This is a genomic window from Bacillota bacterium, from assembly GCA_012842395.1.
In the GTDB taxonomy this organism is placed as follows: domain Bacteria; phylum Bacillota; class SHA-98; order UBA4971; family UBA4971; genus UBA6256.
Genome location: DUSX01000017.1, coordinates 16,086 through 35,228 on the forward strand (window position 1 = coordinate 16,086; position 19,143 = coordinate 35,228).

At 63.1% G+C, this 19,143-nt stretch carries 17 protein-coding genes; 1 reads left to right on the forward strand and 16 read right to left on the reverse strand.

The window, feature by feature from the left end; translation table 11 throughout:
* Nucleotides 1–32 precede the first annotated feature (32 nt).
* The 6 genes from GX515_05145 to gcvH form a co-directional block, all read right to left on the reverse strand.
* A complete protein-coding gene (locus GX515_05145) occupies nt 33–3,254 on the reverse strand; it encodes a CoB--CoM heterodisulfide reductase iron-sulfur subunit A family protein (GenBank protein HHY32404.1) in 3,222 nt (1,073 codons plus the stop codon).
* 53 nt (nt 3,255–3,307) lie between these two features.
* Nucleotides 3,308–4,150 (reverse strand): hydrogenase iron-sulfur subunit, encoded by an 843-nt coding sequence (locus GX515_05150; GenBank protein ID HHY32405.1) that lies wholly within the window; start codon nt 4,148–4,150, stop codon nt 3,308–3,310.
* Nucleotide 4,151: 1 nt separating this feature from the next.
* Nucleotides 4,152–6,143, reverse strand: coding sequence for a CoB--CoM heterodisulfide reductase iron-sulfur subunit A family protein (locus GX515_05155; GenBank protein ID HHY32406.1), 1,992 nt, complete (start codon nt 6,141–6,143; stop codon nt 4,152–4,154).
* Nucleotides 6,144–6,302: 159 nt separating this feature from the next.
* On the reverse strand, nt 6,303–7,175 hold the full coding sequence (locus GX515_05160) for a disulfide reductase (GenBank protein ID HHY32407.1): 873 nt from the start codon (nt 7,173–7,175) through the stop codon (nt 6,303–6,305).
* 6 nt (nt 7,176–7,181) lie between these two features.
* A complete protein-coding gene (locus tag GX515_05165) occupies nt 7,182–7,712 on the reverse strand; it encodes a heterodisulfide reductase (GenBank protein HHY32408.1) in 531 nt (176 codons plus the stop codon).
* A gap of 318 nt (nt 7,713–8,030) precedes the next feature.
* Nucleotides 8,031–8,447 (reverse strand): glycine cleavage system protein GcvH, encoded by a 417-nt coding sequence (gene gcvH, locus GX515_05170; GenBank protein HHY32409.1) that lies wholly within the window; start codon nt 8,445–8,447, stop codon nt 8,031–8,033.
* Nucleotides 8,448–9,679: 1,232 nt separating this feature from the next.
* On the opposite strand from gcvH, the gene GX515_05175 reads away from it, so the two are divergent.
* Nucleotides 9,680–10,237, forward strand: a complete 558-nt coding sequence (locus GX515_05175) for an O-acetyl-ADP-ribose deacetylase (protein ID HHY32410.1) — start codon at nt 9,680–9,682, stop codon at nt 10,235–10,237.
* Between the two features lie 24 nt (nt 10,238–10,261).
* Here GX515_05175 and GX515_05180 read toward each other — a convergent pair whose 3' ends face one another.
* The 10 genes from GX515_05180 to GX515_05225 all read right to left on the reverse strand — a co-directional run bounded on the left by GX515_05180 (nt 10,262) and on the right by GX515_05225 (nt 19,091).
* Entirely contained in the window at nt 10,262–10,888 is a 627-nt protein-coding gene (locus GX515_05180; GenBank protein ID HHY32411.1) for a hypothetical protein, read from the reverse strand.
* Between the two features lie 203 nt (nt 10,889–11,091).
* Nucleotides 11,092–12,132, reverse strand: a complete 1,041-nt coding sequence (locus GX515_05185; protein HHY32412.1) for a 6-phosphofructokinase — start codon at nt 12,130–12,132, stop codon at nt 11,092–11,094.
* Between the two features lie 60 nt (nt 12,133–12,192).
* Nucleotides 12,193–13,044: a class II fructose-1,6-bisphosphate aldolase gene (gene fba, locus GX515_05190; protein ID HHY32413.1), complete on the reverse strand. Its 852-nt coding sequence runs from the start codon at nt 13,042–13,044 to the stop codon at nt 12,193–12,195.
* Between the two features lie 159 nt (nt 13,045–13,203).
* Nucleotides 13,204–13,395, reverse strand: a complete 192-nt coding sequence (locus GX515_05195) for a hypothetical protein (GenBank protein HHY32414.1) — start codon at nt 13,393–13,395, stop codon at nt 13,204–13,206.
* A 39-nt stretch (nt 13,396–13,434) separates the two neighbouring features.
* On the reverse strand, nt 13,435–14,847 hold the full coding sequence (pyk, locus tag GX515_05200) for a pyruvate kinase (protein HHY32415.1): 1,413 nt from the start codon (nt 14,845–14,847) through the stop codon (nt 13,435–13,437).
* A 378-nt stretch (nt 14,848–15,225) separates the two neighbouring features.
* Nucleotides 15,226–16,224, reverse strand: a complete 999-nt coding sequence (gene pfkA, locus GX515_05205; protein HHY32416.1) for a 6-phosphofructokinase — start codon at nt 16,222–16,224, stop codon at nt 15,226–15,228.
* On the reverse strand, nt 16,221–17,282 hold the full coding sequence (locus GX515_05210) for an acetyl-CoA carboxylase carboxyltransferase subunit alpha (GenBank protein HHY32417.1): 1,062 nt from the start codon (nt 17,280–17,282) through the stop codon (nt 16,221–16,223). The genes pfkA and GX515_05210 overlap by 4 nt, the downstream gene beginning before the upstream one ends.
* Nucleotides 17,279–18,145 (reverse strand): acetyl-CoA carboxylase carboxyltransferase subunit beta, encoded by an 867-nt coding sequence (locus tag GX515_05215; GenBank protein ID HHY32418.1) that lies wholly within the window; start codon nt 18,143–18,145, stop codon nt 17,279–17,281. Before GX515_05215 ends, GX515_05210 begins: the two co-directional genes overlap by 4 nt.
* Before the next feature lie 6 nt (nt 18,146–18,151).
* Entirely contained in the window at nt 18,152–18,352 is a 201-nt protein-coding gene (locus GX515_05220; protein HHY32419.1) for a DUF2007 domain-containing protein, read from the reverse strand.
* Nucleotides 18,353–18,554: 202 nt separating this feature from the next.
* The gene (locus GX515_05225; protein ID HHY32420.1) at nt 18,555–19,091 is read right to left on the reverse strand and encodes a phosphatidylglycerophosphatase A; all 537 of its coding nucleotides are present in this window, start codon (nt 19,089–19,091) and stop codon (nt 18,555–18,557) included.
* Nucleotides 19,092–19,143 lie beyond the last annotated feature (52 nt).

Sequence of the window (19,143 nt, forward strand, 5' to 3'; positions counted from 1 at the left end):
GCAAGCCCGTTGCCGTCCAAAGTGCTCAACGTTTAGCAAAGCGCGCCCACCTCCGCGAGGAGCTCCTCGTCGGTGAACCCCTTGAGTGTGATGGCGCCGCACCGACACGTCGCCGCGCACAGGCCGCACCCTTTGCACAACGCCGGGTTCACCTCCGCGACGTTTTCGACGGCGTCAATCTCGATGGCCTTGTACTGGCACACTTCGGCGCACAGGCCGCACCCAGCACACCGCGTTTTCGTGACCTCCGACTTTATCCCCTCGGTGGTGATGGCGCCGCGAGCGAGCAATGCGGAGGCCCTCGCTGCCGCCGCATGGGCCTGGGCGATGGTCTCATCGATGGTCTTCGGCGCATGAGCGAGCCCTGCGAGGAAGACGCCCTCCGTGGCAAAATCCACCGGCCTGAGCTTCACATGGGCCTCCAGGAAGAACCCGTCCTCGTCCAAGGGCACCTTGAGCATCTGCGCCAGCCTGCCGTTGCTTTCGTTCGGCACTATCCCTGCGCTCAGGACCACAAGATCGGCGGGAATAGCGAGCCTTTCGTCGAGGAGCGTGTCTGTGACCTCCACGACGAGCCGCGAGCCGAGGGGCGGTCCCGGTCGTGACACCACCGGCATCTGCCCCTCGGGGTATCGCACGAACACCACCCCTCGGCGCCGCGCCTCTTCGAAATAGACCTCCATTTTACCGTAAGTGCGAATGTCCCTGTAGAGGATGTACACCTCCGCGTCAGGAGCCGCCTCTTTGATCCGGATGGCATTCTTCACGGCCTCGCTGCAACACACGCGGCTGCAGTAGCCGCGTTCCTCGTCGCGCGAGCCCACACACTGGATCATGACCACCGACGCCGCGCCGCGGCCCCGGGGGCCCAAGCAACAGCTTTCCCTCACGCTGCCCTGCCCGCCGCGGCACGCCCCGGGCAGGTCTGTCCCTTCGGCTGCGCCTTGCCGCGAGGGCCCCAGGTCTCGGTCTCGCGCAGGTTCCAGGCCGGCCCACCGCGCCTCCCGGGCCACCGGCCGAAGCCCGGACGCCAGGGCCTTCTCGAGCTCGGACTGGGTCACGACAGCCGGATGCTCCCCGTACAGGAACCCGGCCGGGCGGTGCTCCTGCGCGCCCGTCGCGACGATCACCACACCGTGACCCACCACGAGCTCACGGATTGCGCCCGCCTCCCCGTCGCCCCGGCTCCGGTCCACCACGCGTGACCGAAAGTTCCCGACGTACCCCGCGACCTCGGTCACCTCGGACGATGTGTGAACCTCTATCAAGGGATGGGACTCAACCCTTCTCGTGAGGTCTCGCAGGAACGCTTGGACGTCCTCCCCGCTCAACGTAAAGTAGATGCCCCGCAGGTGGCCGCCGAGCTCGGCGCAAGCCTCCACAAGGTAAACCTTGAACCCCTGGTCTGCAAGGTCCAACGCCGCGATCATCCCCGCGAGCCCCCCGCCGATCACAAGGGCGGACTTGTCGACCTGTATCGGCACGCGCTCGAGTGGCTCCAGGAGCGCCGCCTTGGCCACAGCCGCGCGAACCAGATCCTTCGCCTTCTGGGTGGCCTTCTCGGGCTCGCGCATGTGGACCCAAGAGCACTGGTCCCGTATGTTCGCCATCGCGAAGAGGTAACGGTTGAGTCCCGCCTCCCGGATCGTCTCCTGGAAAAGCGGTTCGTGCGTGCGGGGCGTGCACGAAGCCACCACAACCCGGGTGAGCCCGTGCTCCTTGATCTTCTCCTGGATCCTCTTCTGGGTGTCTTGCGAGCAGGTATACAGGTTTCGCTCGGCGTACACCACATTCGGGAGGGTCCTCGCGTACTCCACGACCGCGGGAACGTCCACGACCCCGCCGATGTTTATCCCGCAGTGGCACACGAACACGCCAATGCGCGGGCCCACTCCCCTCAGGTCCTTTTCGGGAGGGTAGAGCTTCTCGCGGACTCGCGTCCCGCGGGCGCCTCTGAGAAGCGTTCCAACCACGCCTGCGACCCCGCTGGCTTGCGTCACGGTCTCGGGGATGTCCTTCGGGCCTTGCATCGCGCCGCATACGTACACGCCGGGCCTGGTGGTGGAAAGGGGATCTAACGGGCCCGTTTTCGCGAACCCGCTTTCGTCGAGGTCTATTCCAAAGACCCGCGCAAGCCGCTCAACGTTGTCTGGGGGCTCGAGCCCCACGGAGAGCACGACGAGGTCGAACTCCTCCTTCGCGACCGTGCCGTCGCCCCGCTCGAACGACACGATGAGGTTATGGGTCGCGGGGATCTCGGACACCCCGGCAACCCGCGTGCGGATGTACCTCACGCCGTGCTCTGTCTTCGCCCGCTCTACGTATGCATCAAACCTCTTCCCATAGGACCTCATGTCCATGTAGAAGATGGTCGCCTGGATGCCCGGCGCATGCTCCTTCGCGATCACCGCTTCTTTCGTCGCATACATGCAGCACACGGAGGAGCAGTAGCGGGCCCCACGCGCCCGGTCGCGCGACCCGACGCACTGTATGAAGGCTATCCTCTCGGGAACGTCGCCGTCGGACGGGCGCAGCACGCGCCCCTCATACGGCCCTGAGGCGCTCAGGATCCTCTCGAATTCCATGCTGGTGAGGACGTTCGGATATCTGCCGTACCCATACTCGTCACGGAGCGACGGGTCTAGAAGGCGAAATCCGGGAGCGAGCACGATCGCTCCCACGGAAACCGTACGCTCGCGCGGCGCGTCGTCGTAGCGGATGGCGCCGGCGAGGCACATGTTCTCGCACAGGCCGCACCCGACGCACGCGTCGCGGTCTATCACATAAGTGAGGGGCACCGCCTGCGGGTAATCGATGTAAATGGCGGGCCGCCCCGTGAGCCGCGCGTTGAAGGTGTCGCGGGCCGCTCCCACAGGGCAGTGCTGAGCACAAATGCCGCACCCTGTGCATTTCTCGGCGTCAACATAGCGCGGCCTGCTCGACACGGTCACCGTGAAATCCCCGGGCCTCCCTTCGACTCTTTCCACCGTGGAATTGGTTATCACTTCAATGTTGAGGTGGCGTCCGCACTCGACCAACTTGGGAGAGAGTATGCACATCGAGCAATCGTTCGTAGGGAATGTCTTGTCCAGTCGCGCCATGGCGCCGCCGATGGCCGGGCTCGATTCCACGACGTACACAAAGAAGCCTTGCTCCGCCAGGTCGAGCGCGGCCTGCATGCCTCCGATGCCCCCGCCGACCACTAGCACCGCACCCACAGCCTCTCCACCTGAACCGCTCGCCCCGCAACCCATGTCATGCGCCCCCGCTCGAAGTGCACCCTCCCGAAGTGGACCCTACGCTGACTCTACACCCTGGCGCCCCGCAGCACGTACCTTGGCGAGTGGCCCAGCACGTCATATGGCTCTATGACGCCCCGGCGCTTCAGATAGGCGGCCTGTTCCAGGACGATCTGCGCCGAGACTCCGAGACGCGCGGCGATGTCCTTGACCGACACGGGCGCCTCCGCGGCGAGCACCTCTATGGCCGCACGCACGCACTCATCTGCGATGACGCCTTGCAGCAGGGTGGCCACCTTCTCCGGCAAGATCCTCTCGCCATACACGTTGCCCTGCTCGCAAAGGGCCTTGCTACGCCCCACGAGCCACCTGAACCTCTCGCTAGCAGCCACGCGTCTTGCGATCTCGCTCCGAAACACGAACTCGTCCCGCGAGAGCCCTTCTCTGGATGCGGAGCCTCCGCCCGCCGGGCCGAGGGCCCTCACTTGCTCGACAAAGCAAGACACCATGTCCGCGAATCTGGCACCCTCTGCCGCCAAGACCCAGTCGAGATACAGCCGCGCACGATCAATCCCGAGATGATCGAACACCATCCACAACGTGCGGACCCGCTGTTCCGCCTGATAGTTCCCGCTCAGGTAGTGGCAGTCCCCGGGATGGCATCCGAGCACCATGACCGCGTCAGCCCCGCGAAGGAACGGGTCGACCATTATCTCCGGGTCCACACGGCCGGAGCACATGACGCGGACGATGCGGAGGTTCGCGGGATAGGCGAGCCGCGACGTGCCCGCAAGGTCGGCTCCTGCGTACGAACACCAGTTGCACAGGAATCCGATCACCCGTGGTTCAAACCTTTGGAGCTCTTGCCCATCTTCCCTGCGCACAGGACCCCCGGACGCGAGACCCGCCATTCTAGCCCACCTCCAGGAGCGCTTCCGCCTGCGCAACAAGCTGGCTTGTGGAGTAATGCTTCATCGTTATCGCCCTCGTGGAGCACGAGGCACCGCATACGCCACAGCCTTTGCACGCAACTTCAACGGCTCTCGCTTTGTACCCCCTGTCGGTCCTTTCCATCTTGATCGCCCCGTATGGGCAGAGCGTCTCGCATAGCCTGCAGCCGATGCAAAGCTGCTCGTCGATGACCGGGCCAAGCGGGTCCATTTCTATCCGCTCCCGCGAGCACGTCGCCGCAGCGGCCGCTGCGGCGCCTCCCGCCTGGGCGACGCTGTCAGGGATGTCCTTGGGAGACTGAACGCAGCCCGCGAGGTAGACACCGTCAATGGACGTCTCGAAGGGGCGAAGCTTCGGGTGCCCTTCCAAGAGGAACCCGTCCGCGCTGCGCGAAAGGTTCAGACGCTGGGCGAGCTCTGCGAGGCCCCTGGGCGGCGCGAGCCCCACCGCGAGCACCACCAGGTCGAAACGCATGTCGAGAACGCACCCGGAGTCGAGGTCTTCGCAGACCACGCGGAGCGATCCGTCTGGCTCCCCACGGACCTCGCCTGGCTTGCCCCGAACGAAGACTATTCCCTGCGCTCTTGCGCGCCGATAGAACTCCTCGAACCCCTTCCCGGCGGTCCGCATGTCGGTGTGGTATACGTACACCTCGATGGCGGGGTCCTTTTCCTTGATCATGAACGCCTGCTTCGCCGTGATCATGCAGCACACGCGGGAGCAGTAGGCCCCAGCTCCGTCCAGGCGATGCTCGTCGCGGGATCCAACACACTGTATGAACGCCACGCGCTTCGGAGCTCTCCAGTCGCCCGGCCTCTTCAGTTTGCCGTGGGTGGGTCCGTCGGCGCAGATGATCCTCTCGAAGTCGAGACTGGTGATGACATTGGGGTAACGGCCGTAGCCATACTGCGGCTTTTTCGACGCGTCGTATGGCTCGAACCCTGCAGCCACGACGATGGCGCCGACCTCGACCGTCTCCACGCGGTCAGTCTGGTCAAGCGCGATCGCACCGCGCTCGCACACCTTGTCGCACACCCTGCACTTGCCCTCTGTCAGATACCTGCAGTGTTCCACGTCGATCACATACACGGGCGGAATGGCCTGAGGAAACGGAATGTAGATTGCCTTCCGCTCACCCATGCCACGGTTGAACTCGTCGGGCGCCCTCACGGGGCACTTGGACGCGCACTGCCCGCAACCAGTGCACTTGGCCTCATCAACGTAGCGTGCCTTGCGTCTCAGTTGCACTCGGAAGTCCCCGACCTGACCATCGACTTTCTCCACCTCAGAGTAGCTCAAGACCTCGATATTCTCATGCTCGGCGACCTCCACCATTTTGGGTGAAAGGATGCAGAGGCTGCAGTCAAGGGTCGGAAACGTCTTGTCGAGCATGGCCATATGGCCTCCGATGGACGGCTCGCGCTCAACGAGATAGGTCTTTATCCCCGTATTGGCCAGGTAGAGCGCGGCGGATATTCCCGCAACGCCGCCTCCCACCACCATGGCCTTGGGCACGACCCGCCCCTGGCTGCGAGAAAGCGGGACGAGAAGCCTCGCCCTGGCCACAGCCGACCGCACGAGCGCCTTGGCCTTCTCCGTTGCGGCCGCAGCGTCACCCGGGTGCACCCATGAACATTGCTCCCGTATGTTCGCCATCTCGAGAAGGAACGGGTTGAGACCGCACTTTTCAAGGAGCGTCCGAAACGTCTTCTCGTGAAGCCTCGGCGAGCAAGACGCGATCACCACGCGGTCAAGCGCGAAGTTCCTGATGTCGTCGGCGATGGTTTTCTGCCCGACCTCGCTGCAAGTGTACTTGTTGTCGCGGGCGATCACCACCCCGTCGAGCAAGGAAGCGGCCTCCCTCACGGAGACCACGTCGACAACGCCGGCGATGTTAAGGCCGCAGTGGCACACGTAAACGCCGATTCTCGGCTGTGGCGTAGATGCCCGCATCGCACCGTCACACCACCTTTGCGTCACGTCACACCTATCGCTGTGAAGCCTCGTCAGCCGCGCTCGCCGCGCGCTGGCCGCGCTTGCCGTGCTCGCCGCAACGCGCGTCGCTCGTCTGCTGGCCGGGCGCGGCTCGCCGCCATGCAGCCCGGTGGCAGCTCATGAGATCTTCGCCAAGAGCGCCTTCGGCTTTATGGGATTCTGGGAGAGGCCCAGCTCTTCAGCGTCGATGCCCATGGCAAGCCCCAGGACCTGTGGATAATAGAGGATTGGGAGGTCGTACCTGGTGCCATACTTCGCCTGGATCTTGCGCTGGTTCGCTCCGTACATGACGCTGCAGAACGGGCATATCAAATTGATGGCGTCGGCCCCGTGGGCCTTTATGTCGTCCAGCTTCGCCCGGCTCATCTGAAGGGCAATGTTCTCGTCCACCCCGAGGATCGCGCCGCCGCAGCACTCCTTCTTTGTGGCGTAGTCGACGGGCTCAGCTCCTGTGACGGCCACGAGCATGTCGAGGGACCTGGGCACTTCGGGGTGGTCGAACCCGTCGTAGATTCCGGAAGGCTTGAGGTAATGACACCCGTAATGAGACGCAATGCGAAACGCATCGAGCGGCCGTCTTACCGTCTTCTTGACCCTCTCCAGGCCCACGTCTTCGTATATCACGCGTGCCAGGTGTTTCACCTGTACCTTGCCGGAATACCTCCGTCCGATCGCTCCGAGGCGTCGGTTCACCTCCTCAAGCAAACCCTCGTCCGCCGCGAGTTGTCGGGCCGTCTCGGTCAAGACGGACGTGCACGCGCTGCACAAGGTGCAGACGTCACACCCCTTTTCCTCGGCCAAAGAGAGATTCCTCGCCGCGAGGAGCAGCGACGTTTCGTGGTGAACCGACTTCACCGGGTAACCGCAGCAGCCAAAGTCCGGGATGTCGGCAAGCTCGATGCCGAGTTCAGCGGCTACGCGCCTTGCGGACAGCTCATAGCTGAGATTACGCACTGGGACCGTGCAACCCAGGAATATCGCGTACCTCACCGCTCATCACGCACCTTTGCGGGAAAGTAGGTCTGCGAGCCCCGTCATCCCGAATATCTCCACCGCCTCGACCAAGTCGCTCTGAAGAGCCGGAAGCCCGAGTTCCGCGCGCTTCTCGTTGGTAAACTCGTCGATCTCGTACAGCCGCCCGTGTCCGCCGACGAGCTCAGCCTGCGCCCGGAAGGCTGGGTGTATGTACCCGGCCTTCACGGCCATGTTCTTGAGGGCGTTCATCACCTCGGTGATTCTCACGTCTTGCGGGCAGCGCTCATAGCAGGTATAGCAGGTAGAACACAGCCAGATGAAATCGCTCGACAGCACCCGCTCCCGCATCCCGAGGATCGCCATGCGTATGATGCGTCGCGGGTTATACCTGCTGTCGAGCTCCGCCACGGGGCACCCTGACGTGCACGTGCCACACTGGAAGCAATACTTGATGTTCTCGCCCCCGGGCTCGCGGGCGATCTCGTGCTTGAACTCGGGATCGAGGACGGTGACGACCGCTCGGTCTTTCTCTCCCCACGTGCCGGACTCCACGGCCAAAACCCCCTTGCGATGCAGCCTGCCGAAATGGCAGGACGCTCAATGCAGATCGCCGCAAACCCCGCTGCTTTTCAGCGCCGAGGTGCCGTCTAGGGCTGCCGGCGTCGCCCTCCGACGGGGGTTCGCCCCGCGTGGCGAATCGTTCGAATCCAGCGCCCGGGCTAGCCGGATTTGCGGCGCCCCATCGTGCAAGCCCTGGCAACCCTGACGCGCTCAGGACGAGACGCTCAGGACGAGAGACGAACACTCATGTCATGGCTCCCTCCTGCCCAAGCGTCGTCAAGACCGCGCTCGCCGTGTCGTTCACGCCGCTCATTTCGCGTGCTTTTCTATCTCTTCCTCGAGCCACCTGACCGCCCTGTCTCCCCGCATCAGATTCGCCAGCTGCGCGGGATCATCCATTTTCACCTTGAAGACCCAGCCCTCTCCATACGGGTCTGTGTTCAGAAGCGTCGGGTCGTCTTCCAGATCCTCGTTCACCTCGATGACTTCGCCGGTGACAACCGCGTACACGCGTCCCACCCACTTGCCGGATTCGACCGCGGCCGCGGGCTTTCCTTGGTGCACCTTCCTGCCGACCGCCGGGAGATCCACCGACACGAACTCCCCCGCAAGCTTCTGGGCGAAGTCGTTGATCCCGACCGTCACGACGTCGCCCTCCACCCTGCCCCAGCTATGATTCGGCTCGTAGTAGAGGTCGTCCGGGAGAAGGTAGCCTTTGACTTCCACCCGCTCCACCCCCGATCCTGTCCCGTAATCTCCCTCCACACACTCACGCCCGCCGCCCCGGCGGCGTACGCAGGCCCCGCTCCGACCCGGTCCGTGGCTTCTTCCGTGAGATGAGCGGTGCCCTGAGCACCGCCTGTTTTCATGCTCTGATTCCAACTCCCCGATTCCCACGCTTGGTTCCGACAGTCTGATTCCCTCAGCGTGTCCCGCAGCGTGATTCTCACGGCTTGATTCCGGCGGCTCGATTCCTACGGCTTGATTGTTCTACGCAGCGGTGCCTGAATCCTCCTTCATTTTCGTACGCTTTCGAACGTAAAGAGCCCATTAGGGAAATGCGTGGGATGCGCGGTGTGAGGAAAACCTGCGGAGAATCTGCGGCGGCGAGCCTGTGGGAGGTGTGCGGGAGGCACACACCGGACGCCGGGGTATTGGACGCGGGGGCGGATGCGCGAAAGATCGAGGTACGGAGACTGTTGAGCTTCCCCGGTGACTGCCGATTTGCCCGACCCCAGCGCCATCTCTGCGGGCTTCAAGTGGCCCGGGATGGCGTAATACCATCGGGTCCTTGCGCTCAAGCATCCCCACGCTCAAGCACCATCAGCATCAGCGGCTTTCGGTCGGCAGCTCTGGATGGACGGATGAACTTCATCTGCCGAAAAGCGGCTGCCGAAAAGCGGCGCGGATTCCTGGCAGTCCAGCCAGAGGCCGCCCGAAAGGAATGCGCCGGACGCGCTAGAATAGTGTATTTGAGTAGTGCGTTTGCACGAATACGGGTTAGGGCGAGCCGCGCACCGTTCGGGGCGCCATCTCCGTGTCCGGCGCTGGCAACCGACCGACTAAGCGTGGCGCCACAAGTCTTCGTCTCCTTTCTTGACGGCGTTAGGGTTGCCGGTGCTTGCACCACGACGCGGCGTGGAGGATTCGGCCGTCTTGAGCGCCGAATTCGGACAAGGCGCGCCGCAAGCGCGCCGTCCCCGGAGGGCGAGGCCGATAGCCTTAGGCAGGGCCGTCCCGCCGAAAAGTGGCGCGAACTTTTGGCGACATACTTGGGCAACTGGTGGAGGAAGGACAAGAGCCAATGCACGACACCCTTGAGTCGCCTCAATAACTGCGAATTCGGGTGACCTTGGCGACGGCGACGGCTTTGTGGGCCTCGGTCGGGGTGAGGCATCATAGTGTGGGAGATTTCAGCAGTCTCACGCACGCTTACTCAAAAGGGAGGGGTTTCAGGCATGGATGTGACGATAGGTAGAACCTTGCTGAGGCTCGTCCAAGGCGACATAACCCAACAGGAGACAGACGCCATAGTGAACGCGGCAAACTCGGAGCTCGCTGGAGGCGGGGGCGTGGACGGTGCCATCCACAGGGCAGGCGGGCCAGTGATCTATGAGGAGTGCGCACGGATACGCAAGGAAAGGGGACGCCTTCCTGCGGGGCAGGCGGTGATCACCGCTGGGGGTCGACTCAAGGCGAAATACGTCATCCACACCGTAGGACCGGTTTGGCACGGCGGCACCCACGGTGAGGAGGAGACTCTCGCAAGCGCCTACCGCAGCAGCCTCAAGCTCGCCACGGAGCACGGCCTTCGAACGGTGGCGTTTCCCTCGATCAGCACGGGGGCTTACGGGTTTCCGGTTGAGCGGGCCGCCCGCGTCGCATTGCGTGCTGTGAAGGATTTCCTAGTGAGCCCAATGGGACGGGCCCTTGACGAAGTTCGGTTCGTGCTCTTCAGCTCCAGAGATCTCGAGGCGTACGAAAAGGCGCTCGCGGACATCCACCGCTCCGCGTGACCCCCGTCGATCGCTCACATTGCCCTACCGCCTCCGCCGACCCGAGCGCCGCCCAAGCCAACGGACCGCCTCGCGCACACTCACGGCCAGCACGCCGACGCCAAGGAGGACCCACCCCGCCAAGGCCATGTATTGCCCAAGCTTCGGCACATCGGCAACGATCCTCGCAAGCGCCCACGACCATGTTGCAGCCCAGATGACATCGGTGACAACAAGCGCGCGCAACGTGCGCTCGCCGTCATCGCCGAGGGCTCCGAGGACCCAGAATACCTGGCTGTATCCCACACCTACCCAGCGGAGCGCGAAGAGCCCGAGCACGGCGCGTGGCCGCCCGCGGCTCGCGGATGCCTTCAGGTACGCGAGCACGCGCGACAGCGAAGGGAGACGACGGGCAAGCGTGTCCATGAGATGACGGCCGGCAGCGCGAAACACCGCGTACGAGCTAACGTGCCCGGCTGCAGTGAAGAACCCCACCAAGAGGGCGGTGTAGGCCCACGGCCAGCGCTCGGCACGCATCGCCGCAGCCGCGAAGCTGAACATCGCGAGCGAAGAGATGGGTACGCCCACAGCCATCAAGAAAAAACCACCGCCCAGGAACGCAACAGACGGAACCCAGGCGGTGATCATGCCATCAAGGCCCATGGACCTCATCCTCGAATCTCCTGCGCAGCGATTGCGATGAGCGTGCGCCGGGGTTTCAGGTCTCTCCGCGACATAACGCGTGACACGCCATGACCCCCTGCCTCGCCCAGCCCCTCCGCGCCGTCTCGCTGCTCCAGCCTGCCGATGGAAGAGAGGTCTCAGCTGCAAGACAAGTCCCCGGCAGAAGAGAGGTCTCTAGCAGAAAGAGGTCTCTACTTGAATAGAGCCATCGCTTCTTTATAAAGGGACTCCGGCACCGACTTGGTCTTGCCGACAGCGGTCGCGAGGTCAACCACCCTGATCTCGCCACCAGCAAACGCAGGCATCTTGCCGAACTCCCCACGACTGACGAGGTCAACGGCTGCCATGCCCAACCTCGTTGCGTAGAACCTGTCGTTCACAGTGGGCGACCCACCACGCTGAATGTGGCCGATCACCGCGACCCTGGTTTGGATGCCGGTCCGCTTCTCGATCTCGTTGCCCACGGCGTGCCCGACGCCGCGCAGACCGAGCCTAACGTGGCCGAACGCGTCGACATCGCCGGTAGGCTCCTCCGAAACACCGGGAAGCTTCACGCCTTCTGAGACCACGACGACCCCGTACTTCTTGCCGGACGCGCGAAGGTTACGCAGGTGGTTGCACATGGCGTCCAGGTCCGGCTCGACCTCGGGAATGAGCACCCAGTCAGCTCCGCCGGCCATTGCGGTGACCAACGCGACCCACCCGGCGTCCCTGCCCATCACTTCAAGCACCATGATCCGCCTGTGCGACCGCGCCGTATCGCGCAGTCTCTCGACGGCGTCCACAGCCACTGTCACAGCGGTGTCAAAGCCGATGCAGTAATCTGTGCCCGATACGTCGTTGTCCATGGTCTTCGGCACTCCGACGCACGGCACCCCGCGCCCGGTGAGCTTATTCGCAACGCCCAGCGTATCGTCGCCCCCGATGGCGACTACCGCATCGAGCCCCAGCTTCTTTACGTTCTCGATACATTTTACGACGTCTTCTTCCTTTTTGAACGGGTTGGTCCGGGATGTGCCCAAAACCGTTCCCCCATGAGAGAGGATCTCCCTGACGTCATCAATGCCGAGAGGCGCCGCGTCAGCGTTTATGAGCCCAGCCCAGCCGTCATGGATCCCCAGGACCTCATAGCCGTAATCGGCCGCCCTCATCACAACGCCCCTGATCGCCGCGTTGAGCCCTGAGGAGTCGCCTCCACCAGTCAAAACCCCGATTTTCTTGATCTCAGGCATTTCAAGCACCCTCCTCCGCAAACCCCAAGCTCCAAGAGATCCGGTGTTTTCCCACGCCACTCAGGCCTTTCCCGAGCACCCGAAAAGGCGCATCTTCGCCTTCACGGCTTCCTTCATATAGTCGCGGCCCACTCCGGCTATGCGCCTCGGGTCGATCTCGTCGGGATTCTTCTGGAGCGCCTCGCGTATGCCGCGCGTGAACGCCTTGTTGAGCTCGGTCGCTATGTTGATCTTGCATATTCCTGCCGCGATGCCCATCTTGTAACCTTCGTCAGTCACACCGGACGCGCCGTGAAGCACGAGCGGCACGCCCGTGAGCTCCCTGATCCGCGCTATCCTTTCCACGTCAAGCTTGGCAGCTTGGGTCGTCATCTTGTGTACGCTCCCAACGGCCACGGCGAGCGAGTCGACCTCCGTCTCCTCGACGAACCTCTTCGCCTCTTCGGGGTCGGTCATAAGGGCCTTGATTTCTTCCTCGGTCACGTGGCCCGCAGTGGCCACCTTGCCCAGCTCAGCCTCAACAGGGATGCCCGCCGCATGCGCCATTTCCACGATCTTCTTGGTTATGGCGACATTCTCCTCAAAGGGGAGAGACGAGCCGTCGAACATCAGGGAGGTGAACCCGGCAGCGAGGCATTTCACGTTTTGCTTGTAGTCAGTGCCGTGGTCCAGGTGGAGCGCCACTGGCACACTCGCCTCTTCAGCCGCAGCCTTTACCATGGCCACGACCATCTTGAGCCCGGCGTACTTGATCGCTCCCTGGCTCGCCTGGAGGATTACCGGAGCTTTCTCTTCCTCCGCAGCCTCGATGATGGCCTGAACGTACTCGAGGTTATTGGCGTTGAAAGCGCCAACCGCGTAGCGCTCGGCCTGGGCTTTCTTGAGCATTTCCTTCGTTGTCACCAGCGGCATATGCACATTCCTCCTTCTGTCTTGCACCGTTCGGGCCTTCCCGGGCACGCTTGACGGAAACCCTCGTCGCGATCCTGAGGGCCCGGGACATCAACGGTCCCGCCGGGTCGCCTGCGCCCCCGGAAAAACGCGTCGGCTCCTACCTCTCGCCACGCGTCATCAAAGGTCGTCACGGTATAGGATTCGCCCGCCAACCTTTTCTATTCTCCAGTCGCCCTCGTATTCCTTCTTCATAACGGACCAACTTTCGCGCGCCCTCGCCGCCAAGGCCGCGAGCTGCGGGCCCTCAGGCACGCCCCCGTTCCGCCCGGTCCGGCGCCCGAAGGGCCTCAACCTCACCTGCTCCGGCAATGACCCGCCGTCCGCCGCAACACGAACCCTGGCACGCTGTCAAACCCTGTGGGCTTTGAGCATGTTCGTCGTCCCGGGAACGCCTGCTCTTACCCCCGCTGTGATGATCACGAGATCCCCCCGGCTCACCATGCCTAGCGACACCGCCGCCTCGATGGCCACATCGAGGACGTCGTCGATATTGGCCGCCTTGCGCACGAGAGTGGGAAGCACCCCCCAGACGAGGCTCAGCTTCGCGGCGACCCTCGGGTTGGGTGTGGCAGCGATTATCGGGGCTCGGGGGCGGTATTTCGATACCATACGCGCAGTCGCGCCAGACTCGGTCGAGGTGAGTATCGCTTTGACACCAAGGTCATGCGCGGTTTGACACGTGGCATGACTGATCGCGTCCGCGACGCTCCTCGAGGGCGCGACACCCTTGGCCCGCAGGATGTCCTCGTACGGGAGGCCGCTTTCCGTGCTCTCCGCGATCCGCGACATCATGGACACGGCCTCGACAGGGTACTTGCCGACAGCAGTCTCAGCGGACAGCATCACCGCGTCGGTGCCATCGAAGATCGCGCACGCCACGTCAGTCACTTCGGCCCTCGTCGGCCTAGGATTCTCGATCATGGACTCCAGCATCTCCGTGGCGGTGATCACCGGCTTGCCTGCGGCGTTGCACTTTTGTATTATCACCTTCTGAACGAGAGGCACCCGCTCCGGGGGCGTCTCCACGCCCAAATCACCCCTGGCCACCATGACGCCGTCTGCAACCCTCATTATCGAGTCGATGTTCTCTATCCCTTCGCTGGATTCGATCTTCGCGATTATGTGACTGTCAGACCCCGCCGCGTCCAGGAGAGCCCGGACCCGGACCACGTCCTCCGCGGTTTGCACGAAAGAGCACGCTACGAAATCGACCTCTTGAGCCGAGGCGAACTGAATGTCGGAGACGTCCTTGCGCGTTGCCGCCCTGAACCTCACCTTCGCACCGGGCAGGCTCACGCCCTTGCGCGACGCGAGTTCGCCGGAGGTCTTGACCAGGCACACGACCTCGCCATCGCCCACATGATCCACCTCAAGCTCGATCAGGCCGTCGCTGAGAAGGATCTTGCCGCCTGGGGACACGCTCTCGAGAAGCTCGGGGTAATTCACGAACACCCTTGTCGCGTCCCCCTCCTCGTCCCCGGGCACCAGGGAGACGAACGAGCCTTCTTTAAGCTCGACCTTGCCCCCTTTTATAGGACCTGTGCGGATCTTGGGACCAGCAAGGTCGAACATGATCCCCACATGCTTTCCGCATTCCCTGGCCGCATCCCTCACACGCTTTATGCGGGACGCGTGTTCTTCATACGTACCATGGGACGCGTTGATCCTGGCGACGTCCATGCCCGCCCTCACAAGAGCCTCTAGGACGCCGGGCTCGTCCGTGGCGGGCCCGAGCGTGCACACGATCTTCGTCCTGCGCACGTGCATACCCCCTTCCTCACCTTCCTCATAGGGACGCGCCGTATGCCAGTCCCTTCTTGTTTCTCCCTGATACACCGAAACCCTTCCTTAAGGGAAGGGCTTCACACCGATGCCGCTGTCAAAATACCGTGTCGAGAGGGCGTTTCCCCTGCTGGCCCGTCCCGCAAGCACTGGCCCCTCCCGCAAGCCCGCACCGGGAGGCGCCGGTCCGTTGTTGCGAGCAGGGGGCCGGGGCGCGCGGGCCCCAGGCCACATCTGGTGCGCACCAGCACCAGGTGCGTGGCAGGGCACGCAGCCGGGTGCAAGGCCGGGCATGCTGCCGGGGCGGGGGCACCCGACCACCGGAGAGGCAACCACCGGAGAGGCAGAGGCCCGGGTTCACACCTTCGAAAGCATCACAGCCACATTGTAAAGGCTCAGATCAACCTTCTTGCGCGTTGCCGTGACCTCGTCGACGTCGAAAACCCGGATCTCGTCGCCCACCACCCCAACAACCTTAGCGGCTTGACCATCCTTCAGCAACTCAACCGCTTTGCATCCGAACATCGTCGCAAGCAACCTGTCGCGGGCCGTGGGCGTACCACCCCTCTGTATGTACCCGAGCACAGTAACCCTTGTCTCAAGGCCGGTCCGCTCCTGCACAGCCTCGCCTATCTTGAACCCTATGCTCTCATGGTGGGGCTCGTCGGGAGAATGATATCCGCCCACGCCCTCGGCCACCACGATTATGCTGTGGGTCTTGCCGCGCCTATAACCTGCCTTGACGCCCTCACATATCGCGTCAAGGTCGTAAGGCACCTCGGGGATCAAGATGTACTCCGCCCCGCCGGCCAACCCGGCGGCAAGCGCGAGGTGACCGGTGTCCCGCCCCATGACCTCTATCACGTTGCTGCGGCCGTGCGAGCTTGCAGTATCCCGTATCTTCGTGATCGCGTCGACGGCTGTGTTGACGGCCGTGTCGAACCCGAGGGTGTAATCGGTGAGCGAGATGTCGTTGTCGATGGTCGCGGGGATTCCGACCACGGGCGTGCCCATGTCCACGAGCGCGCGAGCACCGCGAAACGTGCCGTCACCGCCGATGACCACCAGGCCTTCTATCCCGTGTCTCGACATTTGGTCCAGGGCCTTCCTGCGCCCAGCATCGGTCATGAACTCGTCAGACCGCGCGGACCGCAACATGGTCCCCGCGCGTTGGATGATGTCTCCTACGCTGCGGGAGGTCATGTCGAACATGTCGCCTTCGATAAGTCCCTGATACCCTCGGTTCACTCCGACTACTGACATCCCGTTGTACAGCGCGCACCTGGTCGCGGCCCTGATCGCCGCATTCATGCCCGGGGCATCGCCCCCGCTCGTGAGAATCCCTATTCGTTTCAAGATCTGGCCTCTCCCTTCGGGCCTCCGGGCCCGGCCGCCGCCTGAACCGAGCCGCCCCCGCTTGCCAAGGCAGTCTCGGGGAACCCTTCCTGCGCGGCCTCGCGAATCATGAACTCGCCTATCCTGCGAAGCCTGGCATAACGCCTCTCGATCAGCCTGCGAGGCGGGATTCCGGCGAGCTCATCTATGCTTCTTATGAGAGCGTCCTTGATAATGCGCGCCATCGCGTCCCGGTCTTTGTGAGCGGCGCCCAAGGGCTCAGGGAGCACCTCATCGACGATCCCGAGCCTCTTCATGTCCGGAGCGGTGAGTTTCAGCACGTCGGCAGCCTCCTGCGCCTTCGACCCGTCTTTCCACAGGATCGCGGCGCACCCCTCCGGCGAGATGACGGAGAAATACGCGTTCTCGAGCATGAGGAGCCTGTCGCCGACCCCTATGGCGAGGGCACCGCCGCTCCCTCCCTCACCGGTTATGACCACCACGATGCACGTGGCAAGCCTCGAGATCTCCTCCAGGTTACGGGCGATGATCTGGCCTTGCCCGCGTTCCTCGGCCTCAACACCCGGGTAGGCGCCGACCACATCTACGAAGGACACGACAGGCCTGCGGAATTTCTCAGCCTGTCTAATCAGCCGCAGCGCCTTGCGATATCCCTCCGGGTGAGGCATTCCGAAGTTTCGCGCGAGGTTCTCCTTGGTATCGCGACCCTTCTGCGTTCCGACCACCGTGACGGGACGACCGGCCAGGCTCGCGATCCCGCCCACGACCGCTCCGTCGTCGCGAAAGGCGCGGTCGCCGTGCAGCTCGATGAACTCGTCGAAGATGAGGTTTATGTAGTCCAGCGTCGTGGGACGCCTCGGGTGACGCGCTATCTGCACGCGCTGCCAGGGCGTGAGGTTATCGAATATCTCGCGCCGAAGCATCTCGGCCCTTTTCTCCAGGGTAGCTATCTCCTCGGACAGGTCGATCTCCTTCTCGCGACTGAAATTCCGGAGCTCCTCGATTCTCTTCTCCAGCTCCACCAGGGGCCTTTCGAAGTCCAACGTGGGGTTGATCATCCCACCTCGTGCCTCCTTTCGTGGAGCGCGAGCAAAGAGGCAAGGGTCTTCTTCATGTCGCGTCGCTCGACTATCATGTCTATCATGCCGTGTTCCATCACGAATTCGGCGCTCTGGAAGCCGGGCGGCAGCTTCTGTCTGATGGTCTCCTCGATCACCCTCTGGCCCGTAAAGCCTACGAGAGCGCCCGGCTCCGCGATGATGATGTCGCCGAGCGAAGCGAAGCTCGCCAGGACGCCAGCAGTGGTCGGATTCGTGAGTACTGAGATATACAAGACCCCTGCCTCCGACAGCCGCGCGCACGCCGCGCTCGTCTTGGCCATCTGCATCAAGGACAACACGCCCTCCTGCATCCGGGCACCCCCGGAAGCGCAGAACATCACCACGGGAACACGCTGCCGCGTGGCCCGCTCGAAGAGGCGGGTCACCTTCTCTCCAACGACCGAGCCCATGCTCGCGCCGATGAAGGAGAAATCCATGACTCCTATCATGACCGGGTAGCCGTTTATGGTTCCCTGCCCCGTGATCACGGCTTCCTCGAGCCCGGTGGCCTGCCTCGTTCTTTCCAGCTTGGCGGCGTACCCCGGGAACTCGATGGGATCGGCGGAGACGAGGTTTGAGTCGAACTCCGTGAAACTCCCCTCATCCAGAGTGATCGACAGCCTTTGGGCCGCGGTGAGCTTGAAGTGAAAACCGCACTTGTGGCATACGAGGAGGTTGTGGGCGAGCTCCCTTGTGTACGTGAGCTCGCCGCACTGCGTACATTTGGTCCACAACCCTTCGGCCCGTTCCTCCTGCACGCTCACGGCCTTTACGGTTACGTACTTCTGTTTGCCCTTGAAAAGGTCCTTAAAAGCAGGCATACGTACCTACCTTCCGAACGCTGCAGTTAGAAGCTCCTGCGCGTCCTCAGCCTCGGATTCCGGCACGAGCACCTCGACATTCGCTGAGTTGCCCATGTGGGGCACGCCCACCGGGCGCAACATCACAAGCATCCCCTCTTTTTCGAGCATCTCCTTCATCATCTCTGCCATTGCCTTGTTTGCGGCGATGTACACGACAGTCCACATTCGCTGTTTCCTCCTCTGCAAGACAGGAAGACGCCGGATGTAGTATGTCCACCCACGTTTATGCTCTTTTCTAGCCCGCCCTCGAATATCCTTCTTGGCCGCAAGCCCGTCAGGCGAACGGACCCCCACACGGCACCGCAGCACCACGGCACCGCGCAATTCAGGATCTGCTTAGCGGCCAAGCCGCCCGAGGCCACACTGCTCAACCCGCGGCTTCGCCCCGGTGCGCAATGCGCGCGGCCGCCGCGCCGGCTATTCCTGCGACCAGGTCATCGAGAAAGGTGTTGACTCTCGAGCCGGACCTGCCCGCTTGTGCGTTGAGCCCGCGAAGCACCCCCATTTTCCTTTTGTCCACGTACCCGAAATTCGTGAGCCCCACCGTGCCGTATATGTTCGTTATGCTGAGAGCCAGGATCTCGTCGACCCCGTATAAAGGGTCATCCGTTTTGACAAGCGATAGGAGTGGCTCCGGCAGTGCGTCGCTCTCGGCAAGCATGTCAAGGGCGATCCCCGTGAGCACGGCGTGCTGAACCTCCCTTTTCTCGAGGACCTTCTCGACACTTCTCAAGCACTCGTCCACGGTCAGATCCGGTCGATAGGGTCTTTGAAGCTCAACCACGATCCGGGCGATCTGCTCCAGCCGCACTCCTCGGGATGCGAGCATATCCACCACCAAATCCTTCACAATGCTTCTCCCCTTCCCACCGGGCGTGTCCGCCCTTCCTCGGTGCGCTACCATGTCCACTGCCTGAGATGCCTTCGCCGAACCGATTTCGAGTCCGCCCCAGCGC